Here is a 21,359-nt window from a genome sequence, read left to right on the forward strand (position 1 = left end):
GTCGGCGACGACGGGTAGCTCGGTGGATTTGTCGGCGACGGTGAACCCGTCGAACGCGGTCGGCACTGTTCAGTTCACGGACAACGGTGCGCCGATCGGGTCTCCGGTTGCGGTGGTGAGTGGTGTTGCGACGCTGTCGCATACGTTCACGTCGGCTGGTGCGCACAGTGTCGGTGCTGATTTCGTTGCGGGCGCGGGTTTCACGAATTCTTCGGCTGCCGCGCAGTCGGTGACGGTGGCTGATCCGGATGTGGAGACGTCGCTGACGGTGTCTGCTCCGGCTTCTGCGACAACTGGTGAGTCGGTGAGCTTGTCGGCTCAGGTGTCTCCGGTGGCCGCTCAGGGTTCTGTGCAGTTCAAGGTGAACGGGAGCCCGGCGGGCGCAGCGGTTCCGGTATCCGGTGGTGAGGCTGTGCTGCCGTACACGTTCAATGCTGCTGGTTCGTTCGCGGTGACCGCGGAGTTCACGGGCGGTGCCGGGTTCACGAACTCGAGTGCGTCGGCGCAGAACGTGGTGGTCAGCGATCCGAACGTGTCCACGTCGTTGTCGGTCACTGCTCCCGAGTCGGCGACGACGGGTAGCTCGGTGGATTTGTCGGCGACGGTGAACCCGTCGAACGCGGTCGGCACTGTTCAGTTCACGGACAACGGTGCGCCGATCGGGTCTCCGGTTGCGGTGGTGAGTGGTGTTGCGACGCTGTCGCATACGTTCACGTCGGCTGGTGCGCACAGTGTCGGTGCTGATTTCGTTGCGGGCGCGGGTTTCACGAATTCTTCGGCTGCCGCGCAGTCGGTGACGGTGGCTGATCCGGATGTGGAGACGTCGCTGACGGTGTCTGCTCCGGCTTCTGCGACAACTGGTGAGTCGGTGAGCTTGTCGGCTCAGGTGTCTCCGGTGGCCGCTCAGGGTTCTGTGCAGTTCAAGGTGAACGGTTCTCCGGTGGGGTCTCCGGTTCCGGTGACTGCGGGTGCGGCGACTCTGCCGCACACGTTCGCCGCTGCCGGTTCGTTCGCGGTCACGGCCGAGTTCACCGGCGCCGCCGGCTTCACGAACTCGACTGCGTTGGAGAAGAGCGTGACGGTCTCCGATCCGGATGTGACCACGTCGCTGGCGGTGACTGTTCCGGGTTCGGCCACGACCGGTGAGTCGGTGAGCTTGTCGGCTCAGGTAACACCGGCGACCGCTCAGGGTTCTGTGCAGTTCAAGGTGAACGGTTCTCCGGTGGGGCCTCCGGTTCCGGTGACCGCGGGTGCAGCGACTCTGCCGCACACGTTCGACGCTGCCGGCTCGTTCGCGGTCACGGCCGAGTTCACCGGCGCCGCCGGCTTCACGAGCTCGTCTGCGCAGGCGCAGAACGTGACGGTTTCCGTTCCGGTTGTTCCCGATGAGGACACCACCATCACGGTGACCGCTCCATCGACTGCGGAGACAGGCCAGCAGGTGACCCTGTCGGTGGCGGTGTCACCGGTTCCCACCGGCGGAACGGTCCAGTTCTCGGTGGCCGGCACCGATGTGGGGGCTCCGGTCTCCCTAAACGGCAGCGGTCAGGCGAGCATGCCGTACACCTTCGGTGCGGCCGGTTCTTTCTCAGTGGCGGCCGTGTATTCCGGCACAACAGGTTTCGCTGGTTCGACCGCCGCGGCCCACACCGTCGTGGTGAGCGACCCGGCACCGGTCGATGTTGCAACGGCGACGCTGGTCGGAGTTCCGGAATCGGCGATAACGGGTGCGCCGACGACGCTGTCGGTGACGGTGCAGGCGCAGTCGGGTTCGGCGGTGCCGACGGGTTCGGTGCAGTTCCGTGACAACGGCAACCCGATCGGATCCCCCGTGGTTCTGGAAAACGGCTCCGCCACTGTCACTCACAACTTCGGCTCTGCCGGGACACACCAGATCACAGCCGAGTACCTGCCCGGTGCCGGATTCCTCGCGTCGACCTCGACGCAGTATCCGGTGGCGGTGTCGGCTCCGAATCCGTCGGATGTGGTGTCGTCGATCTTGATGTCCTCGGCTCAGTCGACCACGGTCGGAACCGCCTTCACCCTCGAGGCTCAGGTGACCGGTGCGCAGACGTTGCCTGGGACAGTGCAGTTCTTCGACGGTGGCGTCGAGATCGGCTCGCCCGTGGCTGTGGTGGACGGTGTCGCCACAATCGTGCACACATTCACGTCGACCGGGCCGCACCATGTTCATGCCGTGTACTCGGGTGGCACGGGTGTGGCCGGTTCGACGTCACCGGTCCAGGTGCTCGACGTGAGCGAGGCCGGCGGCGGCACCGGTGGTGCTGGGTCACTGGACTTCGGATCGCTGGGGAGTTCGAACGGGTTCCGCTTCGGCTTCTGATCCATTGACCGACGGGTGGCCCCTGCCGTGGAGGCAGGGGCCGCCCCTCGTTTGGGGGGCGTCACACTCAACTGGACATTTGTCCGGCAAAACTGACACGCGTTGCAGTTTTCCGGTCTATGGTGACTCACTCGGAGCGCTGTATCCATAGCGCCGGTCAAACCGTTGTTTCAGGGAGTCAGATGAGTTCCTCGTTACGGAGGCGCTGCACCGTGGCGTTCACCGGGTCCGCGTTGATCGCCGGATCGTTCTTGGTTGCCCAACCGGCCACGGCCGCGACGACGACGGTCGACTTCACGACGACATGCCGTGCGTCCGCGACGATCAACGTCACCAAGACCCCCGCCGCGTCGGTGACCGTCGCTGCTCCCGACACGGTGGCCCCGGGGGAGACCTTCACGTTCCGGATGCAGACGAACGCGCAGTCGTTCCCCGACTCCGATTCGGGCGCGAGCACGACGAACCTGTCGAGGCTGAAGAACGACTTCGAGATCCCGTCGAACGCGACCTTCGTCAGCGCGGTGATCGTGCCGGGTTCCTCGGCGAACCTGAGTGGGGTCGCGCCGAGCGTCATCCGCGTCAACGACAACGGAACCGCCGACGCCAGCGGCACGATTCTCCGGATCTCGGGCAACAACGAGGTGATCGGCAACGGAGCGTTCACCAGCACCAGTAGCGAAGGCGGCATCGTCGCGCCCAAGCTGAAGAAGAACATCGACGGTAGCAACAACGGGAGCGGTGATTCCTGGTTCCGGCTGCCGGCGATCGACGTGACGATGGTGGCCGGCGAGTCCGGTGTCATCCAGCCGAGGATCCGAACGAGCGGAGCGGCGGGCAACTTCAACAACGACAAGAACTTCAGCACGCAGCTCGCGAAAGCCTCATTCCTGGGCGTGCAGTGGGCGCCCACGCGCTGCAGTCCGCGCAACTCCGAGAGCGCCGCCCTCAATGCCGGCGCGGGCCCGCTGGCGACCGTCCGGATCGCAGTACCGGACACCGTCACCTCGACGACGCTGAGCGTGCCCGACTCTGCGGCGACCGGCACTGCCGTGCAACTCGCCGCGACCGTGGCGCCCGCAGGGGCGTCGGGCACGGTGCAGTTCAGGGACGGTGGCGCGAACATCGGTGCTCCGGTCCCCGTGGTCGACGGGTCCGCAAGCCTGTCGTATGCGTTCGGATCGCTCGGCGCCCACAGCATCACGGCGGTGTACTCGGGAGGGGCGGGATTCGCGTCGTCCACGTCGGAGGCACGGACTGTGACGGTGACGCCGCCGGTCGTGGCCACGTCGACGACGGTCACGGTACCGCCGACCGCCACGACGGATCTCGCAGTGGACCTGGTCGCCGCCGTGACCCCCGTCGGCGCCAGCGGCACGGTGCAGTTCAAAGACGGTGCTTCCGAGATCGGTGCACCGGTTCCCGTCACCGGCGGAGTCGCGACGCTCCCGCACGCCTTCACGACAACTGGCGCCCACAGCGTCACCGCGGTCTACTCGGGCGGCGCGGGTTTCGGGCCGTCCACCTCGAGTGCGCGGACGGTGACCGTGTCCGAGCCCATGCCCGACGCCGTTGCCACCGTCACCACGTTGACGGTCCCCGGCACCGCAGAGGTCGGAAGCCCGGTCACCCTCTCGGCCACGGTGTCTCCGACACCGGTCGACGGCACCGTTCAGTTCCGGGACGGAGCGACGAATCTCGGTTCTCCGGTGCTCGTTTCGGGCGGAGTCGCAAGCCTGTCCCATACCTTCACCCGGGGTGGCTCGCACGTGATCAGCGCGGTCTTCAGCGGTGGATTGGGAACGCTCGGTTCCTCGGCTGCGCCGGTGACCGTAGCCGTCATCGCGTCGAACATCGGTACCGCCACCCTGTTGAACGTGCCCGGTGAGGCGAAGTCCGGCCGGCCGGTCGACCTCTGGGCGAGCGTGTTCGACTCGGTCGACGGTGTCCCGGTGCCGGCCGGTGGAACCGTGCAGTTCCGCGACGGCGCCTCGGCGATCGGCAACCCGGTAGCCGTGATCGACGGTTTCGCCAAGCTGACACACGTTTTCGATGCGACCGGTGCGCACTCGATAACGGCCACGTTCCACGGAACGGGCGCCTATACGGCGTCGAACTCCGACGCCCAGGACGTCAACGTGGCGCTCGCTTCGGTCACGGACCTCGCGACGGCCACCGAGTTGGTGCTGCCCGGTGGTGCAGTTCCGGGAACGCCGGTCAGCCTCTCGGCGCGCGTGGTCGCCCCACGGACCCCGCACGGCACCCTGCAGTTCTTCGACGGCGACAAGCCGATCGGCGAGGCAGTCGATCTCGTCGACGGGCGGGCGAGTCTTACGCATTCCTTCAGTGGAACGGGGTCGCACACGATCGTCGCGAAGTACAGCGGTGCAGAGGGATTCATCGAATCTTCCTCGATCGCGGGAGTGCTCGTGATCGCTGAACCCGGCGGACCGACGGGCGCCGGCACCGGCAGCCTCTCCTTCGGTTCGTGAGGGCGGGAACGACCATGCGACAGCGAAACGCCGACATGGCGAGAGAAGAATGGACGATCAGCATGACGAGCAGGACGGGGCGGAGATTGGCCGCCGCTGCGGGGGTGGCCGCGTTGACGGTGGGCCTCGTCGGAGCCGGCGCAGGATTGGCCGGTGCCGCTGCGGATTCGACGATGTGGCAGGACGGAAGCAGCAAGTTCACTCGAACCGTCAGCGACACCACCCCGAATGAGGGCGACGTCGTCACTGTGTCGACGAAGTTCGAGCGAACCGCCATTCCTGGCGAGTACATCTACACGGTCAAGGACGTCCATCCGACGTGTCTGACGTATGTGGACGGTTCCGCGAAGGTCAACGGCTCCACACGGGCCTTGGAGAGCCAAGGCGCCGACTTCGCGCGCGTCAAGGGAACTGTGACGGAGTGGCCGGTGGGCGCTCTGATCGGTGGAAAGCCACACACATTCGAGTTCTCGTACCGGGTCGGCGCGGACTGTGCGCGAGGCGTGGCGTTGCCGACGACGATGCACTACACGAGCAGTCTCGGGAGCGGCACCTATTCCGACAAGGGACCGGCTCTCACGGTCGGCAAGAACGTGTCGTCGACTTCGTTGGCGGCGGTGCCGGCTGCACAGGTCGGCAAACCGGTGACGCTCAGCGCGACGGTGACCGGCGGCAAGCAGGACGATCCGGTCGACTTCTACGACGGCTCGACGAAGATCGGCACGGGTCGACTGAATGCATCAGGTGCGGCCACGTCCTCGTGGACACCCACGACGGCGGGTACGCGGTCGGTGCAGGCGCGGTTCGCGGCCACGGCGTTCGCCAACGGATCGGATTCCGCGGTGCAGTCGGTCCAGGTGGCGGAGGCCGACGTGGTCACGTCGCTGACGCTGCAGGCGCCCCAGTCCGCGCTCACCGGAACACCGGTGACGCTGTCCGCCACCGTCGACCCGAGCTCGGCGTCGGGCACGGTGCAGTTCAGGGACGGGAACACGAACCTCGGTGCGCCTGTTGCCGTCTCGAATGGTGTGGCCATGTTCCCGCACACGTTCACGACGGCAGGTGCGCACTCGATCTCGGCGGTGTTCACGGGTCCGGGCTTCGTCTCGTCCACGGCGCCTGCGCAGACGGTGACCGTCTCGGTTCCGGACCTGGCCACGGTCACCACGGTCGACGCGTCCGTGACGGCGCAGACCGGAGCGCCGGTGACGCTCTCCGCGTCGGTCACCCCGGCGCCGAACGGTGGAACAGTCCAGTTCAAGGACGGCGTCGCCGCGATCGGCGGAGCGGTCGAGGTCGTCAACGGAACAGCCACACTCGAGCACACGTTCTCATCCGTCGGCAGTCACTCCATCACCGCGACATACTCTGGTGCAGCAGGATTCGAACCTTCGACTTCATCGGTCCGGTCCGTGTCCGTCACCGATCCGGTGGTGACGCCGCGTGGCACGGTGACTCTGCTGAGCGTCCCCGGTGAGGCCAAGACCGGTGCAACCACCGACCTCTGGGTGACCGTGCGCGACTTCTCCGGAGCTGCGGTCGACGGCGGTACCGTCCAGTTCCGCGACGGCGGGCAGGATATCGGCGACCCGGTCGCGGTGAGCTCGGGTGTCGCGCGGCTTCCGCACACCTTCACAGTGGCGGGAACGCACGCCGTCTCTGCGGTCTTCTCGGGAGTCCCTGCGTTGGACGGCTCGGTGGCAGCTACCCGGAACGTGAACGTGACGGTTGCGGCCCCGACCGACGTCGAGACCGCGACGGCGCTGACTGTGCCCGCCTCGGCGACCAGTGGCACCGAGGTGACGTTGTGGGCATCGGTGGTGTCGTCGGGTCCGGTTCGCGGGACGATCCAGTTCTTCGACGGCGCCACCCCTATCGGTGAGGCTGTGGAACTGGTCGACGGTGCTGCGACGCTGCAGTACTCGTTCGTCACACCCGGTGCGCACCCGATCACCGCGGTCTACTCGGGAGCGGAAGGATTGAGTGGATCCACCTCCGAGGCTCGGACCGTCCAGGTCGCAAGCGTCGACTCGACGCCGGGTGGTGGCACGGGAACCGGAAGCCTCAGCGGACTGCCCTTCGGTTCCTGACGGGTCGGGGCGGGCGCGCAAGCGGCCGCCCCGGATCCGCTGTAGCGAAAACCGTCCGAAGTTGGACGTTTGTTCTATAAAGTCCGAAAGGCTCGGTGCGCCGTGATCGTGGGACGCCGGGCCCTGTCGAACAACCGGAGTCGGGCCGGATGCCGACAGGAACGCACAAGCATGCGTACTGCGCTGTGTCGGTGGGACGTCCATCGGTACACGAACGCTTTGGAAGGAGTCGGAATGGCCCGATCGGTCATGCGGCGAGCTGTGTCGAAGGTACTCGTGGGCGCGATGGCTGTCGCCGCGCTCGGAGTCGGGCAGGCCGTTCTCGGTAGCGGCGTCGCGTCCGCGGCGCCGGTGTCCCAAACGGTGACGACGTCGAATATCAGCGCCACCAAAACCGTCGACAACGCAAACCCTTTTCCCGGAGACACCGTGGTGTCGACTGTGACGTTGAGTGCCAGCGGAGTCGACCGCTACATGCAGACCTTCACCGATCTTCCGCCGACGAATTACGTACTCCAGAGCGTCAACGCCGACGTGTGGCGCGGTGACGGTGTATCGGGCGGCCGCAACAAGTCCGGGCCGTTCGACGGCACCGCGTCACAGGATCCGGTTTCGGGCGCCGTGCGGCTCGACTGGAAAGGTTCGGGCAACTGTGTCGCCGCGTGGTGCCGGCTGGGCCTTCTGAACAAGAACGCAACGCTGACGTTCACCTACAAGGTCGCGGCCAGCGCCCAGCCCGGACCGCGAAGCACCGGTATGGAATTCGACATCTACTCCTTCCAGACGACGCAGCGTTGGAACCCACTTGGTGAGCTGAGCCTGTCCGTCCAGCAGGCGTCTACGGCCACCAGCACCACGGTGACGGTGCCGCCGAGTGCGAAGACGGGTGAGTCGATCCAGCTTTCGGCCTCGATCTCACCGGTGAACGCGACCGGCACCGTGCAGTTCAAGGACGGAACTGCGAACATCGGGGCGCCGATTCCGGTGGTCAACGGAATCGCGTCGACTTCGCACACCTTCGCGACTGCGGGGCCCAAGCCGATCACCGCGACGTTCGCCGGCAGTGGGGGATTCTCCAACTCGACCTCGCCCGGACGCATCGTGGACGTATCTGTCCGTGGGCAGGACGACGTGGAGTCCAACACGATCATGACGGCGCCCCAATCCGCGACGGTCGGGGTGGCGGTGCGCCTGTCTGCGCAGGTCTCGTCGACTGCACTCACCCTGCCCGGCACGGTGCAGTTCTACGACCGTGGCTCACCGATCGGACCGCGGTTGCCCGTCGCGAACGGTGTCGTCGCGCTCGACTACGTCTTCGACAGCGCGGGTGCGCACGAAATCAGCGCTGCCTACACCGGTGGCGTGGGAGTCGACGGGTCGGCGTCCCTTGCCCAGACCATCCAGGTTGTCGATGCCCCGACGGTCCCGGGTCCGGCCGGCAGCCTGGGTAACGGAAGTGCGATGTTCGGTTCCTGATCGGCAGTCGAATCGAGGCTCTCATGTCCCGCGTGAGGGCCTCGATTTACGTTTGCGCCATTTTCGATCCGACTTGGACGCACGTCCGATACAGTGAGTCGCGTTTCGCTCGATGCACGCCGTCGAGGCGAAACGACCAGGTGATGGAGTCGGGCCGCCACCTGTGCGTAGACCCGTGCGACCGGTGGGCAGGTGGGCCGGAACCGCGGGACCGTGCTCTGGAGGGAGTCGGAACATGGCCCGATACACGACGCCATCGGCGACATCTTTCGGATCGGCATTCATCGAAGGTCGGCGTCGAGAGGAATTGCATGTCTGACAGGAACATCCGTCGGGTCGTCGGGGGACTCAGCGCATTCGCGGTGGCAGCCGGATTCGCGGTCACAGCCGGTGTGGGGATCGCAGGTGCGGCGCCGGGTTCGGTGACGTGGACCGACGGCAGCAGCAAGTACACGCGGACGGTCAGCAACACCACTCCGAACGAGGGTGACATCATCACGGTGTCGACGAAATTCGAGCGGACCGGGATTCCCGTCGAGTACATCTACGCGGTCAAGGATGTGCATCCCACCTGCCTCACCTACGTCGAGGGATCGGCTAAGGTGGACGGGTCGCCGCGCGGCCTCCAGAGCAAGGGGGCCGACTTCGCGCGGATCGAGGGATCGTCGATCGATTGGCCGGTGTACCCGAACATCAATCCGAAGTCCCACACGTTCGAGTTCTCTTACCGCGTCGGCGCGGATTGCGCTCGAGGTACGGCGCTTTCGACAACGATGCATTACTCGGGGAGCCTGGGGAGCGGCACCTACTCGAACAAGGGGCCGTCGATCACCGTAGGTAAGAACGTGACGTCGACGATCCTGGCCCAGGTCACGAGCGCACAGGTCGGTCAGGTCACGAACCTGGTGGCGACGGTGACAGGCGGCGCGCAGGGCGACACGGTCGAGTTCTTCGACGGCGGCGCCAAGATCGGATCCGGCACTCTCAACGCCAACGGCACCGCGACGTACGCGTGGACGCCGGGGACCCGTGGCGCGCACACCCTCATGGCGAAGTTCCCGGGAACCACGCGGGCCAACGCTTCTCAGTCCGGCCAGCAGACCATCGACGTCGCTCAGGTCGACACGGTGTCGAGCACCACGATCGGCGCGGTCGCAGGTGCCCAGGTGGGGCGTGCTTCCACTCTCGAGGCCACCGTGTCGCCTGCAGGCGCCGGCGGAACCGTCGTGTTCAAGGACGGCTCCGAGGTGCTGGCCCAGGTTCCCGTCGACGGCGCCGGCAAGGCCACGTACCAGTGGACGCCGACGAGCGAGGGCAGCCGTACGCTCGTCGCGGTCTTCTCCGGTCGTGACGGCGTGGCCGGGTCGACCGGCACCGCGACCGTCACGGTGGCGGCCAAGCCCGTCGGCAACATCGAGTCGGCCACGGCGATCGCGAACGTCGTCGGAGCGAAGGTCGGTTCGCCGCAGAGCATCTCCGCACAGGTGACCCCGGGCAACGCCGGCGGAACCGTGACGTTCAAGGACGGCGACACTGTCGTCGGAGCGGCGACGGTCGACGGCAGTGGCGTCGCCACGGTCAGCTGGACTCCTGCGGTCGAGGGGCAGCGGGTGATCCGCGCCGAGTACTCGGGGGCCGGCAACGTCAATGCGTCGTCCGATGCCCTTTCCGTCAGCGTCGCACCCGCCTCCACCGGCGGTGGTGACGGTGGCACGGGCGGGGGCACCGGAAGCCTCGCGTCCCTCGGCGGCTAGTCCTCTTCGAAGTCTCGCCCCTCGTCCGGCCCGTCACTGACCTCGCGGCCGGACGAGGGGTCCACCAGTCGATCGCAGAACGGCCGGCCACGCCCGCCGTCGGAGGGAACCTATGTCTGACAGAAGAGTTCGCTGGATGGCGGCAGGCGCGACGGCCGCAGTCGCCGCCGGGTTCGTGGTGGCGCTGGGGACGGGCTCGGCCGGCGCGGCGTCGGGTTCGGTGACGTGGGAGGACGGGAACAGCAAGTTCACTCGGACGGTGAGCAACACGACGCCGAACGAGGGCGACATCGTCACGGTGTCGACGAAGTTCGAGCGCACGGGAATTCCGGTGGAGTGGATCCAGGCGGTGAAGGATCTTCACCCACCGTGTCTGACCTATGTCAGCAGTAGTCGGTCGGGCCCGGAAATCGCTTCCGATTATGTTCGGGTGACCGGCAATTGGCCGGTGTATCCGAACATCGATCCGAAGTCGCAGACATTCGAATTCTCGTACCGGGTAGGTGCCGATTGTGCCCGTGGTGTGCCGTTGACGACGACGATGCATTACAGCGGTTCACTCGGCAGCGGCACGTATGCGGACAAGGGACCGGCGATCACCGTCGCCAAGAACGCCACCACGACGACACTGGCGCCCGTATCGGCTCCGGTGACGGCGGGCCAGTCGGTCACCCTCGCCGCGACGGTGACCGGTGGTGCGCAGGGTGATGCGGTCGACTTCTACGACGGCACGACCAAGGTGGGAACCGGAACCCTGAGTGCTTCCGGTGTCGCGACGCTCGCGTGGACACCCACCACAGCGGGAACGCACCCATTGCAGGCGAAGTACCTGAGCACCACGAAGGCGAACCCGTCGGATTCGGCGCCGCAATCGGTTTCGGTTGTCGTTCCGACGTCGATGACGGTGTCGGCGCCGTCGACAGCTCTGACAGGTACCGCGGTGACGTTGTCGGCGACGGTGACACCGTCGAATGCGGTGGGCACCGTGCAGTTCAAGGACAACGGGACGAACGTCGGGTCGCCGGTGCCGGTGTCGAACGGCGCGGCGACGATGCAGTACGTCTTCACGACGGCAGGCAACCGCAACATCACGGCGACCTTCACTTCCGGTTCCGGCTTCGCGGAGACGACGTCGGCGCCCCAGCCCGTGGCCGTCAGTGCTCCCGCCGTGCAGACGACGATCGCGATGCAGGTGCCTCCCACCGCCGAAACCGGGACGGCGGTGACGTTGACTGCCAATCTCACCCCGGTCGATGCCTCCGGAAAGGTGCAGTTCAAGGACGGCAACGCCGACATCGGCTCGTTGGTCACCGTGTCGAACGGGAAGGCGCAGCTCAGTCACACCTTCACCAACCCCGGAAATCACTCCATCTCCGCCGTCTTCACCGGTGACCCGGGCTTCCTCGGATCGACGGCGACAGCGAAACCGGTGATCGCGACCGACCCACAGGTTCCCGATGTCCAGACCACCACGGCGTTGACGGCCCCGACGACCGCCCAGACCGGGGTGGCGGTGGCGCTGACCGCGAATCTCACCCCGGCCGATGCCTCCGGAAAGGTGCAGTTCAAGGACGGCGACGATCCGATCGGCTCGCCGGTCGACGTGGCGAACGGTGTCGCCGCTATCCAACACACCTTCCAGGCGTCCGGGGTGCATTCGATCACCGCCGTCTTCACCGCCGGTACGGGCTTCGTCGGTTCCACTTCGTCGCCGCAGTCGGTCCAGGTGTCCGACCCGGCGCCCGGTGACGTGGTGACGTCGACGGCATTGACGGTTCCGGGCAACGCCACGGTCGGGCAGCAGGCCACCCTGTCGGCGCGGGTCACGGGCAACGGATCACTGACCGGCACGGTCCAGTTCTACGACGGGGCAATCCCTCTCGGTTCCGGCGTGGCGCTCCAGAACGGTGTGGCGACACTTCCGCACACCTTCACGTCGGCAGGCCCGCACGAGATCACTGCGGTCTACTCCGGTGGCGCGGGATCCCAGGCGTCGACTTCGGCGCCGCAGACCGTCCAGGTTGCCGCCGCAGGGGGTGGCAACGAGGGAGGCGCGGGTCCACTCGGCTCGCTGAGCGGGTTCGGTTCCTGAACCGCAGTCGTTCATTCAGTTCGAAACTCCCGCGCTCGGGGTCGGGCCGGCGTGGGAGGTGTCATCCGAGGCGATCACTCGAACGGTCGGGAATCTTTGAATCCGATGGGCCGCAGAGTGCTCTGGAGAAGGGGAAAGCGAAATGGCCCGATCGAGAACGCGGACAATCGTGGCGGCGGGCGCCGCAGCCGCAGTTGCCGCGGGGTTCGTGGTGACGCTGGGCGCGAGTCCGGCTGGTGCGGCACCGGGATCGGTGACGTGGAGCGACGGCAACAGCAAGTTCACTCGGACGGTGAGTAACACGACGCCGAACGAGGGCGACATCGTCACGGTGTCGACGAAGTTCGAGCGCACCGGCGGCGTGGTGGAGTGGCTGCAGGCCGTCAAGGATCTGCATCCGCCATGCCTGACCTACGTGGGTGGTGCCCGGGCGACTCCGGAGATCGCTGCTGACTACGCGCGCGTCACGGGTTCGTGGCCGGTGTACCCGAACATCGATCCGAAGTCGCAGACCTTTGACTTCCAGTATCGGGTGGGAGCGGATTGCGTGCGTGGTGTGCCGTTGACGACGACGATGCACTACAGCGGAACCCTCGGCAGCGGTACGTATGTGGACAAGGGCCCGACGGTCACGGTCGCCAAGAACACGACGACCACGACACTGGCAGCGGTGGCGGGTCCGGTCACTGCGGGTCAGTCGGTCACCCTCACCGCGACGGTGACCGGTGGTTCGCAGGGTGATCCGGTCGACTTCTACGACGGCACGACGAAACTGGGTTCCGGAACCCTGAATGCTTCCGGTGTCGCGACGTTCACGTGGACGTCCACAACGCAGGGTTCGCACTCGCTGCAGGCCAGGTACTTGGGCACCGCGAAGGCGAATCCGTCGGATTCGGCGCCGCAATCGGTTTCGGTGGTCGTTCCGACGTCGATGACGGTGTCGGCGCCGTCGACAGCTCTGACAGGTACCGCGGCGACGTTGTCGGCCACGGTGACACCGTCGAATGCCGTGGGCACCGTGCAGTTCAAGGACAACGGCGCGAACATCGGTTCGCCGCAGTCGGTGTCGAACGGGACAGCGACGTTGCAACACACGTTCGCCACGGCCGGTAGCCACAGCATCACCGCGGAGTTCAGCGGCGCCGGCTTCGTGAACTCGTCCGCCGCGCCGAAGACGGTGACGGTCGGTGTCCCTGACCAGGCGACCACGACGACCCTGACCGTTCCGCCGACCGCGGAAACGGGTCAGCAGATCACCCTCACCGCCAACCTCGATCCCACGAACGCCTCCGGGACCGTGCAGTTCAAGGACAACGGCGCGAACATCGGTTCGCCGCAGTCGGTGTCGAACGGGACAGCGACGTTGCAACACACGTTCGCCACGGCCGGTAGCCACAGCATCACCGCGGAGTTCAGCGGCGCCGGCTTCGTCAGCTCGTCGGCCCCCGCGCAGACGATCACGGTCAGCGTCCCCGACCTGGCGACCACGACCACGCTGACCGTCCCGCAGACTGCACGGACCGGCACCGAGGTGACCCTGTCGGCCGACGTCGCGCCGAACCCGGGCAGCGGCACGGTCCAGTTCAAGGACAACGGGGCGGAGATCGGCGCACCGGTCGCGATCTCGAACGGCACCGCGCAACTGCCACACACCTTCTCGTCCGCGGGCCAGCACAGCATCACGGCCGTGTTCTCCGGTGCGCCCGGCTTCACGGCCTCGAGCGCTGCCGCGCAGCCGGTGACCGTGAGCGTCCCGGACCAGGCGACCACGACCACGCTGACCGTCCCGCCGACCGCGGAGACGAATCAACAGGTCACCCTTACGGCGAACCTCGATCCGACCAACGCTTCCGGCACGGTGCAGTTCAAGGACAACGGGACGAACATCGGCTCCGCGGTAGCCGTGGCCAATGGTGTCGCCGCCTTGCAGTACTCTTTCGCGACGGCCGGAAACCACAGCATCACGGCAGCTTTCGCCGGCAACGCCGGCTTCTCGAACTCCTCGGCGGCGGCGCAATCCGTCACCGTGACCACCCCGGTGGTCCCGGACGCCCCGACCACCACGACGCTCACCGTGCCTGCAACCACGGTCAAGGGCACGGCGACCACACTCACCGCCACCGTCACCCCCGCCAACGCGTCCGGCAGCGTCCAGTTCCTGGACGGCCAGACACCGATCGGCGGGCCGGCCACAGTCACGAACGGAACCGCTTCCGTGCAGCACTCGTTCGCGACGTCCGGTAACCACAGCATCGGTGCCGTGTTCACCGCCGGCGCGGGCTTCCTGGGTTCGACGGCGACGGCCAAGTCGATCATGGTGACCGATCCGGTGGTCGTCGACGTCACGACCACCACCACGCTCACCGTCCCGCCGACCGCGGAGACCGGCCAGCAGATCACGTTGACGGCGAATCTGGATCCGTCCAACGCCGCCGGCTCGGTGCAGTTCAAGGACGGCGCCACCAACATCGGTGGACCGGTGGCCGTAGTGAACGGTACGGCGACCGCGCAGACCTCGTTCACGACAGCGGGCAGCCACAGCATCACCGCGGTCTTCACCGGAAGCACCGGCTTCAAGAGCTCGACGTCGTCGGCGCAGACGGTGACCGTCAGCGCACCGGTGGTCCAGACGTCGCTGACGCTGTCGGCGCCGTCGGACGCACAGACCGGGTCCGCGATCACCTTCACCGCGGCGGTGACGCCCGCCAACGCGGCCGGCACCGTGCAATTCACGGTCGACGGCAACAACATCGGGGGAGGCGTCACCGTCTCGAACGGTGTTGCCACGCTGCCGTACACGTTCTCCGCTGCGGGTGTGCACAGCGTCGGCGCCTCGTTCGCCGGCGCGGCGGGCTTCACGAACTCGTCGGCCACGTCGCGGACGGTCCAGGTGTCCGTCCCGACCCCGGCGGACATCGTCACGACGACGGCCGTGACCGTGCCGTCGACGGCCACCGTGGGACAGCCGGTGACGCTGTCGGCGGAGGTGTCGGGCGGCACGAATCTGCCTGGCACGGTGCAGTTCTTCGACGGTGACGTCCCGATCAGCGGCAACGTCGACCTCGTCGACGGTGTCGCGACGGCTCAGCACACCTTCGCTACCGACGGCGCGCACGCGATCACCGCGCGCTACTCGGGTGGCCAGGGTGCCAAGGCGTCGGCCTCACCGGTGCAGTCCGTCCAGGTGTCCCCGGTCGACAACGGCGGCGACGGTGGCGGCACCGGCAGCCTGGGCTCGCTCGGGAACCTCTCCGGTTCCCTGAGTGGCGTGGGGCGTTCGGGCTTCGGGTCCTGATCGGCGACCCGAGTCGACAGCCGACGAGACCCCCGACCGTCAGGTCGGGGGTCTCGTGCGTGTTGTGCCGGATCGAACGGTTTTCCCACCTCGTCCCGGCTCGCGTCGATACAGTGTGAGCGCACATCACTCGTCGGGGCAGTCGGGGTGAAGCGTGGCAGGCGCGTTCGCAGTCGGGATGCGTCGGCCGAGTTCGGCAAACGTGTTCTCCTGAGCGCGGTTCCGGCACGCGTCATCCCCGGTCCGCACTCTCCTGCGAAGAGAGGAGTGCCAGTGACCCGATCCTTCACGCGACGACTGGTGTCGACAGTCGTGGCAGGGGCTTTGGCCGCCAGCGCCGTAGCCGCCGGCCAGGTCCTGTGGGGAGCCGGAAGCGCCTCGGCCGCAACGGTGTCGCAAACCGTCACGACCGACAACATCATCGCCACCAAGACGGTGAGCCCTGCCGTCGCGCATCCTGGTGAGACCGTCACGTCCACCATCACGTTCAAGACGTCGTCCGGGTTGTTGAGCGTGGACCGGTATCTGGAGAACCTGACCGACTTCCCGCCCGCCGGCTACGTGTTCCAGGGCGTGAGCGGCAACGTGTGGCGGGGCGCCGGGGCGAACCTGAACGGTCCGTCCCTGTACGACGGTGCCGCCGTGCAGAATCCGGCCAACGGTTCCGTGACGATCAAGTGGACGGACGCCACCCTCGCACTGGGCCTCATCCCGGGGCAGGGCAACGGCAGCAAGAACCCGACGCTCACGTTCACCTACAAGGTCGCGGACAACGCTCAACCCGGACCGCGCTCCACCGGAATGGGCTTCGACATCTTCGCGTTCTCGAGCTATCAAGCCTTCAACCCGATGTCGAACCTGGCCGTCTCGGTCGAGCCGGTCGTCACGTCGACCACAGTGACAGCTCCGGCCACTGCGGTCGCCGGAACGCCGGTGACGCTGACTGCCGGCGCGACACCGCCGACCGCCACCGGTTCCGTCCAGTTCCGCGACAACGGGACCAACATCGGCGCCCCGGTCCAGGTGTCCGGTGGACAGGCCCAGATGTCGTACAGCTTCCCGGCTGCCGGCTCGCGCAACGTCACGGCGGTGTTCACCGGCACAACGACTTTCGCGAACTCGACATCGCAGCCACGAACGGTCTCGGTGACAGGGGCGGATGTCCAGACCACGACGACGCTCACCGCGCCGAGCGACGCCAAGACCGATACGTCGGTGCTGCTGTCCGCAACGGTCGCACCGTTGAATGCGGCGGGAACGGTGCAGTTCCGCGACAACGGCGCCGACATCGGTGGACCGGTCCCGGTGTCCGGGGGTGTCGCGAGTCTGCAACACACCTTCCCGACGGTGGGCTCGCACAGCGTCGTCGCGGTTTTCACCGCCGCAAGCGGCTTCGTCGGGTCGACGTCGCCCGCACGCACCGTCGTCGTGACTGCACCGACACCCGACGACGTCGCGACATCGACGACGCTCTCCGTGCCGACATCCGCAACGGTCGGCCTGCCGGTGCAACTGTCGGCGCAGGTCTCGGGACCCGCGACGTTGCCGGGCACGGTGCAGTTCTACGACGGGGCGACGCCGATCGGGACTCCGCAGACAGTGTCGGGCGGCGCCGCCGCGTTGACCTACACCTTCCCGACGCCGGGAGTGCGCGACGTCAGGGCCGTCTACTCCGGGGGCCCCGGAGTGATCGGGTCCTCGTCGGCGCCCCAGACGATCCAGGTGACCGGGTCGGACACCGGTGGGGGCGACGGCGGTACCGGCAGTGCCGGATCGCTCGGCGGCGGCGCACCGATGTTCGGGTCCTGATCCGCTGATCGCGACCACGGTCCCCCGCCGCACCACGGTGGGGGACCGCGGTCGTGTCCGGGCCGTGGCCGACGACGCGAAGTGCGCCCGGCCACACCGCGCCGACTACGCTGCACACTGTGGAACCCTTCTACCGAACGATCATCGGCGTCGCCCGCACAGTGTTCGCAGGCCAGGGACTGAAATTCACCGTCACCGGCGAGCAGCACATCCCCGCGACCGGGGGCGCGGTGATCGCGATCAACCACACCGGCTACATGGACTTCACCTACGCCGGGCTGCCCGCCCGCGCCGTCAAGCGGTACATCCGCTTCATGGCGAAGAACGAGGTGTTCGTCAACAAGGTGTCCGGCCCGATGATGCGGGCCATGAAGCACATTCCCGTGGACCGGGCCGCCGGTGCCGACTCGTACCGCGCAGCCGTGCAGGCGCTGCGGGACGGCGAACTCGTCGGCGTGTTCCCGGAGGCGACGATCAGCCGCAGCTTCGAGCTCAAGGAGTTCAAGTCCGGCGCGGCGCGCATGGCACTCGAGTCCGGCACCCCCATCGTGCCGATGGTGATCTGGGGTTCGCAGCGGGTGTGGACGAAGGGCTTCCCGAAGCGTCTGGGCCGGACGAACACCCCCATCTCGATCGCGGTCGGCGAGCCGATCGCGCCGTTCGAACCTGCGTCGGAGATGACGGCGTTGCTGCATTCGCGGATGGGGGAACTGCTCCGCGGCGTGCAGGCGAACTACGAGCACCCGGCCGGTGAGTACTGGGTGCCCGCCCGGCTCGGCGGCGGCGCCCCGACGCTCGAGGAGGCCAACCGGATGGATGCGGAGGAGGCCGAGGCCAAGGCTGCGGCCCGCCGCGCCAAGGAGTCCGGCGGGGCGTAGATCGGCGGCCGGCCCGGTGAGTTAGGGCTCACCGGGCGTACGGAGGGGCCGATTGTCACCGGAACGGGGCAGAATGGCCCGGTGTCCACCGAACTGCCCAGCCTCGTCGCCAGCGATGTCGACGGCACCCTGATCGACGACGACGAACGCGTGACCGCGCGCACCCGCGCCGCCGTACGGGCCGTCGTCGAGTCCGGAACGCCTTTCGTCCTGGCCACCGGACGACCGCCGCGCTGGCTCGCCCCGGTGGTCGACGGGCTTGGGTTCGCTCCCCTCGCGGTGTGCGCGAACGGCGCGGTGCTCTACGACGCCGCCACCGACCGGGTCCTCAGTGCGTCGACCCTGTCGGTGGAGACCCTCGCGTGGCTGGCCGATCTCGTCGACTACGAACTGCCCCGGGCCGGGCTCGCGGCCGAACGCATCGGTACCAGCGCGCACGACACGGCCACCGCGCAGTTCGTCAGCGCGCCGGGCTACGAACATGCCTGGCTCAACCCCGAGCACACGGAGATGGCCCCCGAGGATCTGCTGTCCGCGCCGGCCGTGAAGATGCTCATCCGCCTGCCCGGAGCGAGCAGCGCCGACATGGCCGCCAAGCTGCGTCCGTTGGTGGGGGAGAGGGCCGATCTCACCTACTCGACGAACAACGGCCTGATCGAGGTGTCGGCGCCGGGGGTGACCAAGGCGTCGGGACTGAAACTGATGGCGCAGCACGTCGACGTGCTCCACGACCGCATCGTCGCGTTCGGCGACATGCCCAACGACATCCCGATGCTGGCGATGGCCGGTCACGGCGTCGCGGTCGAGAACGCACACCCCGAGGCGAAGGCGGCGGCCGACGAGGTCACCGCCACGAACTCGGACGACGGCGTCGCCCGGGTGCTCGAAAGGCTTTGGCGGAGCTGAGTTCCCGCTCCCCGCGAGAACGAAAAAGGCCTGCCCTCCACGAATCCGTGGAGGGCAGACCTTTTGCGTGGGACGGTCAGTTGATAGCGACCGGAGCCTCGGACACCGCGTCCGCCGGAGCGGGGGCCGCAGCCGGAGCTGCCGCGTCGTTCATGATCGTGGTGACCTGGCCGGTGACCTCGTCGAAGATCATCGAGCCGCGCTCGAAGTCGGAGCGCTTGCCGCCGTCCACCGAGTACTCGTCGCTGATCGGCAGGCCGATGTCGCTCATCACGCCCCCGGCTGCGGTCCACTGCTCGAAGATCTTGCCGATCATCGTGACCACGCCGCCCAGCGGCGAAGTGAAGATGCCGCCGTTCTGGAAGAACGCGTAGAGCTGGCCGGTGGCCGTGGTCAGCAGACCGGTGATCGCGTCACCGACCATGCTGCGGTTACCGCCCATCGCGAGCCACTGGCGCGCGATCGGGTTGGAGTCGGCGATCGACAGGATGCCGTTCACCACTGCCGGGATCTGCGCATTGAGGTCGAGCGACCCGACCGGGTTGGCGCCACCGTTGTTGCCGCCGCCGTTGCTGGGGTTGGTCGGCGGCGTGCTGCCGCCACCACCGGTGTTGCCGCCGTAGTTGGCTGCGGCGATGTTTCGGATCTGGTCCATCTGGGCGTACGCGGCGCTACCGGGGCACTCGGTGTAGCCGACATCGCGGTGGGCGAAGATCGTCGGCAGGACCACACGCTGCCCCAGCGGGTACTTCGAGTACTGCGTGCCCTCGGAGTACATGGTGACCTGGCCCTTGGGGTTCAGGTTCGCGAGCTTGAGCCGCCAGCCCAGGTACTTGCCGACCGACTCGATCGTCGCCGCCGGCGCCGGCTCGTTCACGAAGTTGCCCATCATGGCGATACCGACGGTGTTCTCGTTGAAGCCACCGGCGTGCGCGCCCTGGACGGGACGGTCGAGGCCTCCGAAGCGACCCTCGAAGATCTGACCGAAGCGGTCGACCAGCACGTTGTAGCCGATGTCGCACCAGCCGAGCGACTGCGCGTGGTAGGCGTAGATGCCGCGCACGATGCCCGCGGACTGCTCACGCGTGTAGTTGTTGGTCTCGGCGGTGTGGTGCACCGTGGCGCCACCGGTGGAGTCGTCGTAGGTCGGGTTCTGGCAGCGGATGCCCTCGTTCGCGCCCCACGCCTTGCGGGAGATGATGTTGACGCCGTTCACCGAGGTCGGGGTGGCGATGTCGGCGAGGTTCGCATCCTGCGGTCCGCTACCCGGATTGATCAGCACAGCCGCGACGTCGTTCGCGGTGAGCGTCGCCTGTCGCAGCGGCTTCGACACCGCGGCCGGGGTGTAACCGAGCGGCTGGGTTGCGTCGGATTCCTCCTGCGGTGCAGGCGCTTCGGCGGCCGGCGCTTCCGGAGCCTCGGCAGCACCCGGAGCGCGGAGTGCCGGATCGGTGGGATCCGTACCGGCGGGCGCCTCGGCGGTGCCTGCAGCGCCCGCCGCGCCGTCCTTCGGGGTCACGAGGATCTGCACGGCGTTCGTGTCGCCGACGAAAACCGGCTCGGTGCCCTGCTTGCCGTTGCTGCTGCCGTCGATGAGATCCGGCGTGATCCACTCGCCCCACGAGCCGTCTGCGAGCTTCGCGCGCAGCTGGGTGACCGACGACTGGAGATCGGCAGCGGTGACGCCGACCATCGAGAACGGCGTGTCCTGCGTGACCTCCTTGACCGTCGCACCGAGGGTCTCCGGGGAGACCTCGCCCGGGACGGGGGCAGCGATGTCGCCGGGAGCGGTCGACGGCGCCGTGGGCGGTGCCAGCGGCGTCAGCGACGGAAGCGTGAGCGTCCCACCACCCGGCAGGGGGATCTCGTGCGGGAGCGGCAGGTCACCGAGGCGCAGGTCGGGCAGGTCCAGGCCCGTCAGTTCCTTCAGCGGGATGACGATGTCCGGAACGGACGCGAGAACGACTTCCGCGATCTGCGTCTCGATCGTCGGGGCCGAATCGCTCGCCGAGAGGACGTCCGAAGGCTCGCTGTTCAGTGCCTGGACAGCGAACGGGGTGGCGACGGCGACTGCTGCGACTGCGGCCAGGACTATCGAGTTCTTCGGTCGACGGTGCGGCAAGGCGAATCTCCTCGTGGTAATGCGCGGGGTGTCTTCGTGCGCTGCGAGCGACCTCTCGGCCGGCCGATTCCGGGCGGTTCGGTTTCGGACTGAATCCTGGGGGC

General features: G+C 67.5%; 11 protein-coding genes. 10 read left to right on the forward strand and 1 reads right to left on the reverse strand.

Features of this window, described 5'->3' with window-relative positions; translation table 11 throughout:
• From A6I89_RS23220 to A6I89_RS23265, 10 genes are all read left to right on the forward strand, one after another.
• A partial coding sequence (locus A6I89_RS23220; RefSeq protein WP_139811877.1) for an Ig-like domain-containing protein occupies positions 1-2,344 on the forward strand: 2,344 nt, incomplete at its 5' end.
• A 182-nt stretch (positions 2,345-2,526) separates the two neighbouring features.
• Positions 2,527-4,833 (forward strand): Ig-like domain-containing protein, encoded by a 2,307-nt coding sequence (locus A6I89_RS23225; protein ID WP_162149951.1) that lies wholly within the window; start codon positions 2,527-2,529, stop codon positions 4,831-4,833.
• Between the two features lie 62 nt (positions 4,834-4,895).
• The gene (locus A6I89_RS23230; protein WP_044990283.1) at positions 4,896-6,923 is read left to right on the forward strand and encodes an Ig-like domain-containing protein; all 2,028 of its coding nucleotides are present in this window, start codon (positions 4,896-4,898) and stop codon (positions 6,921-6,923) included.
• A 234-nt stretch (positions 6,924-7,157) separates the two neighbouring features.
• Positions 7,158-8,399: an Ig-like domain repeat protein gene (locus A6I89_RS23235; RefSeq protein ID WP_022593341.1), complete on the forward strand. Its 1,242-nt coding sequence runs from the start codon at positions 7,158-7,160 to the stop codon at positions 8,397-8,399.
• Positions 8,400-8,710: 311 nt separating this feature from the next.
• A complete protein-coding gene (locus A6I89_RS23240; RefSeq protein ID WP_022593343.1) occupies positions 8,711-10,153 on the forward strand; it encodes an Ig-like domain-containing protein in 1,443 nt (480 codons plus the stop codon).
• 112 nt (positions 10,154-10,265) lie between these two features.
• Complete coding sequence (locus A6I89_RS23245) at positions 10,266-12,245, forward strand: Ig-like domain-containing protein (RefSeq protein WP_044990266.1); 1,980 nt, start codon at positions 10,266-10,268, stop codon at positions 12,243-12,245.
• Positions 12,246-12,387: 142 nt separating this feature from the next.
• Positions 12,388-15,540: a beta strand repeat-containing protein gene (locus A6I89_RS23250; protein WP_044990268.1), complete on the forward strand. Its 3,153-nt coding sequence runs from the start codon at positions 12,388-12,390 to the stop codon at positions 15,538-15,540.
• A 273-nt stretch (positions 15,541-15,813) separates the two neighbouring features.
• A complete protein-coding gene (locus A6I89_RS23255; RefSeq protein ID WP_022593349.1) occupies positions 15,814-17,349 on the forward strand; it encodes an Ig-like domain-containing protein in 1,536 nt (511 codons plus the stop codon).
• Positions 17,350-17,468: 119 nt separating this feature from the next.
• Positions 17,469-18,227 carry a lysophospholipid acyltransferase family protein gene (locus tag A6I89_RS23260; protein WP_022593351.1) on the forward strand — a complete coding sequence of 253 codons (759 nt, stop codon included), beginning with the start codon at positions 17,469-17,471 and terminating at the stop codon, positions 18,225-18,227.
• Between the two features lie 81 nt (positions 18,228-18,308).
• Positions 18,309-19,133 carry a Cof-type HAD-IIB family hydrolase gene (locus A6I89_RS23265; RefSeq protein ID WP_013414504.1) on the forward strand — a complete coding sequence of 275 codons (825 nt, stop codon included), beginning with the start codon at positions 18,309-18,311 and terminating at the stop codon, positions 19,131-19,133.
• A 76-nt stretch (positions 19,134-19,209) separates the two neighbouring features.
• On the opposite strand, the gene A6I89_RS23270 is transcribed toward A6I89_RS23265, so the two are convergent.
• Positions 19,210-21,255 carry an N-acetylmuramoyl-L-alanine amidase gene (locus tag A6I89_RS23270; RefSeq protein ID WP_022593353.1) on the reverse strand — a complete coding sequence of 682 codons (2,046 nt, stop codon included), beginning with the start codon at positions 21,253-21,255 and terminating at the stop codon, positions 19,210-19,212.
• Between the last annotated feature and the right edge of the window lie 104 nt (positions 21,256-21,359).

It is taken from the genome of Prescottella equi (assembly GCF_002094305.1).
In the GTDB taxonomy this organism is placed as follows: domain Bacteria; phylum Actinomycetota; class Actinomycetes; order Mycobacteriales; family Mycobacteriaceae; genus Prescottella; species Prescottella equi.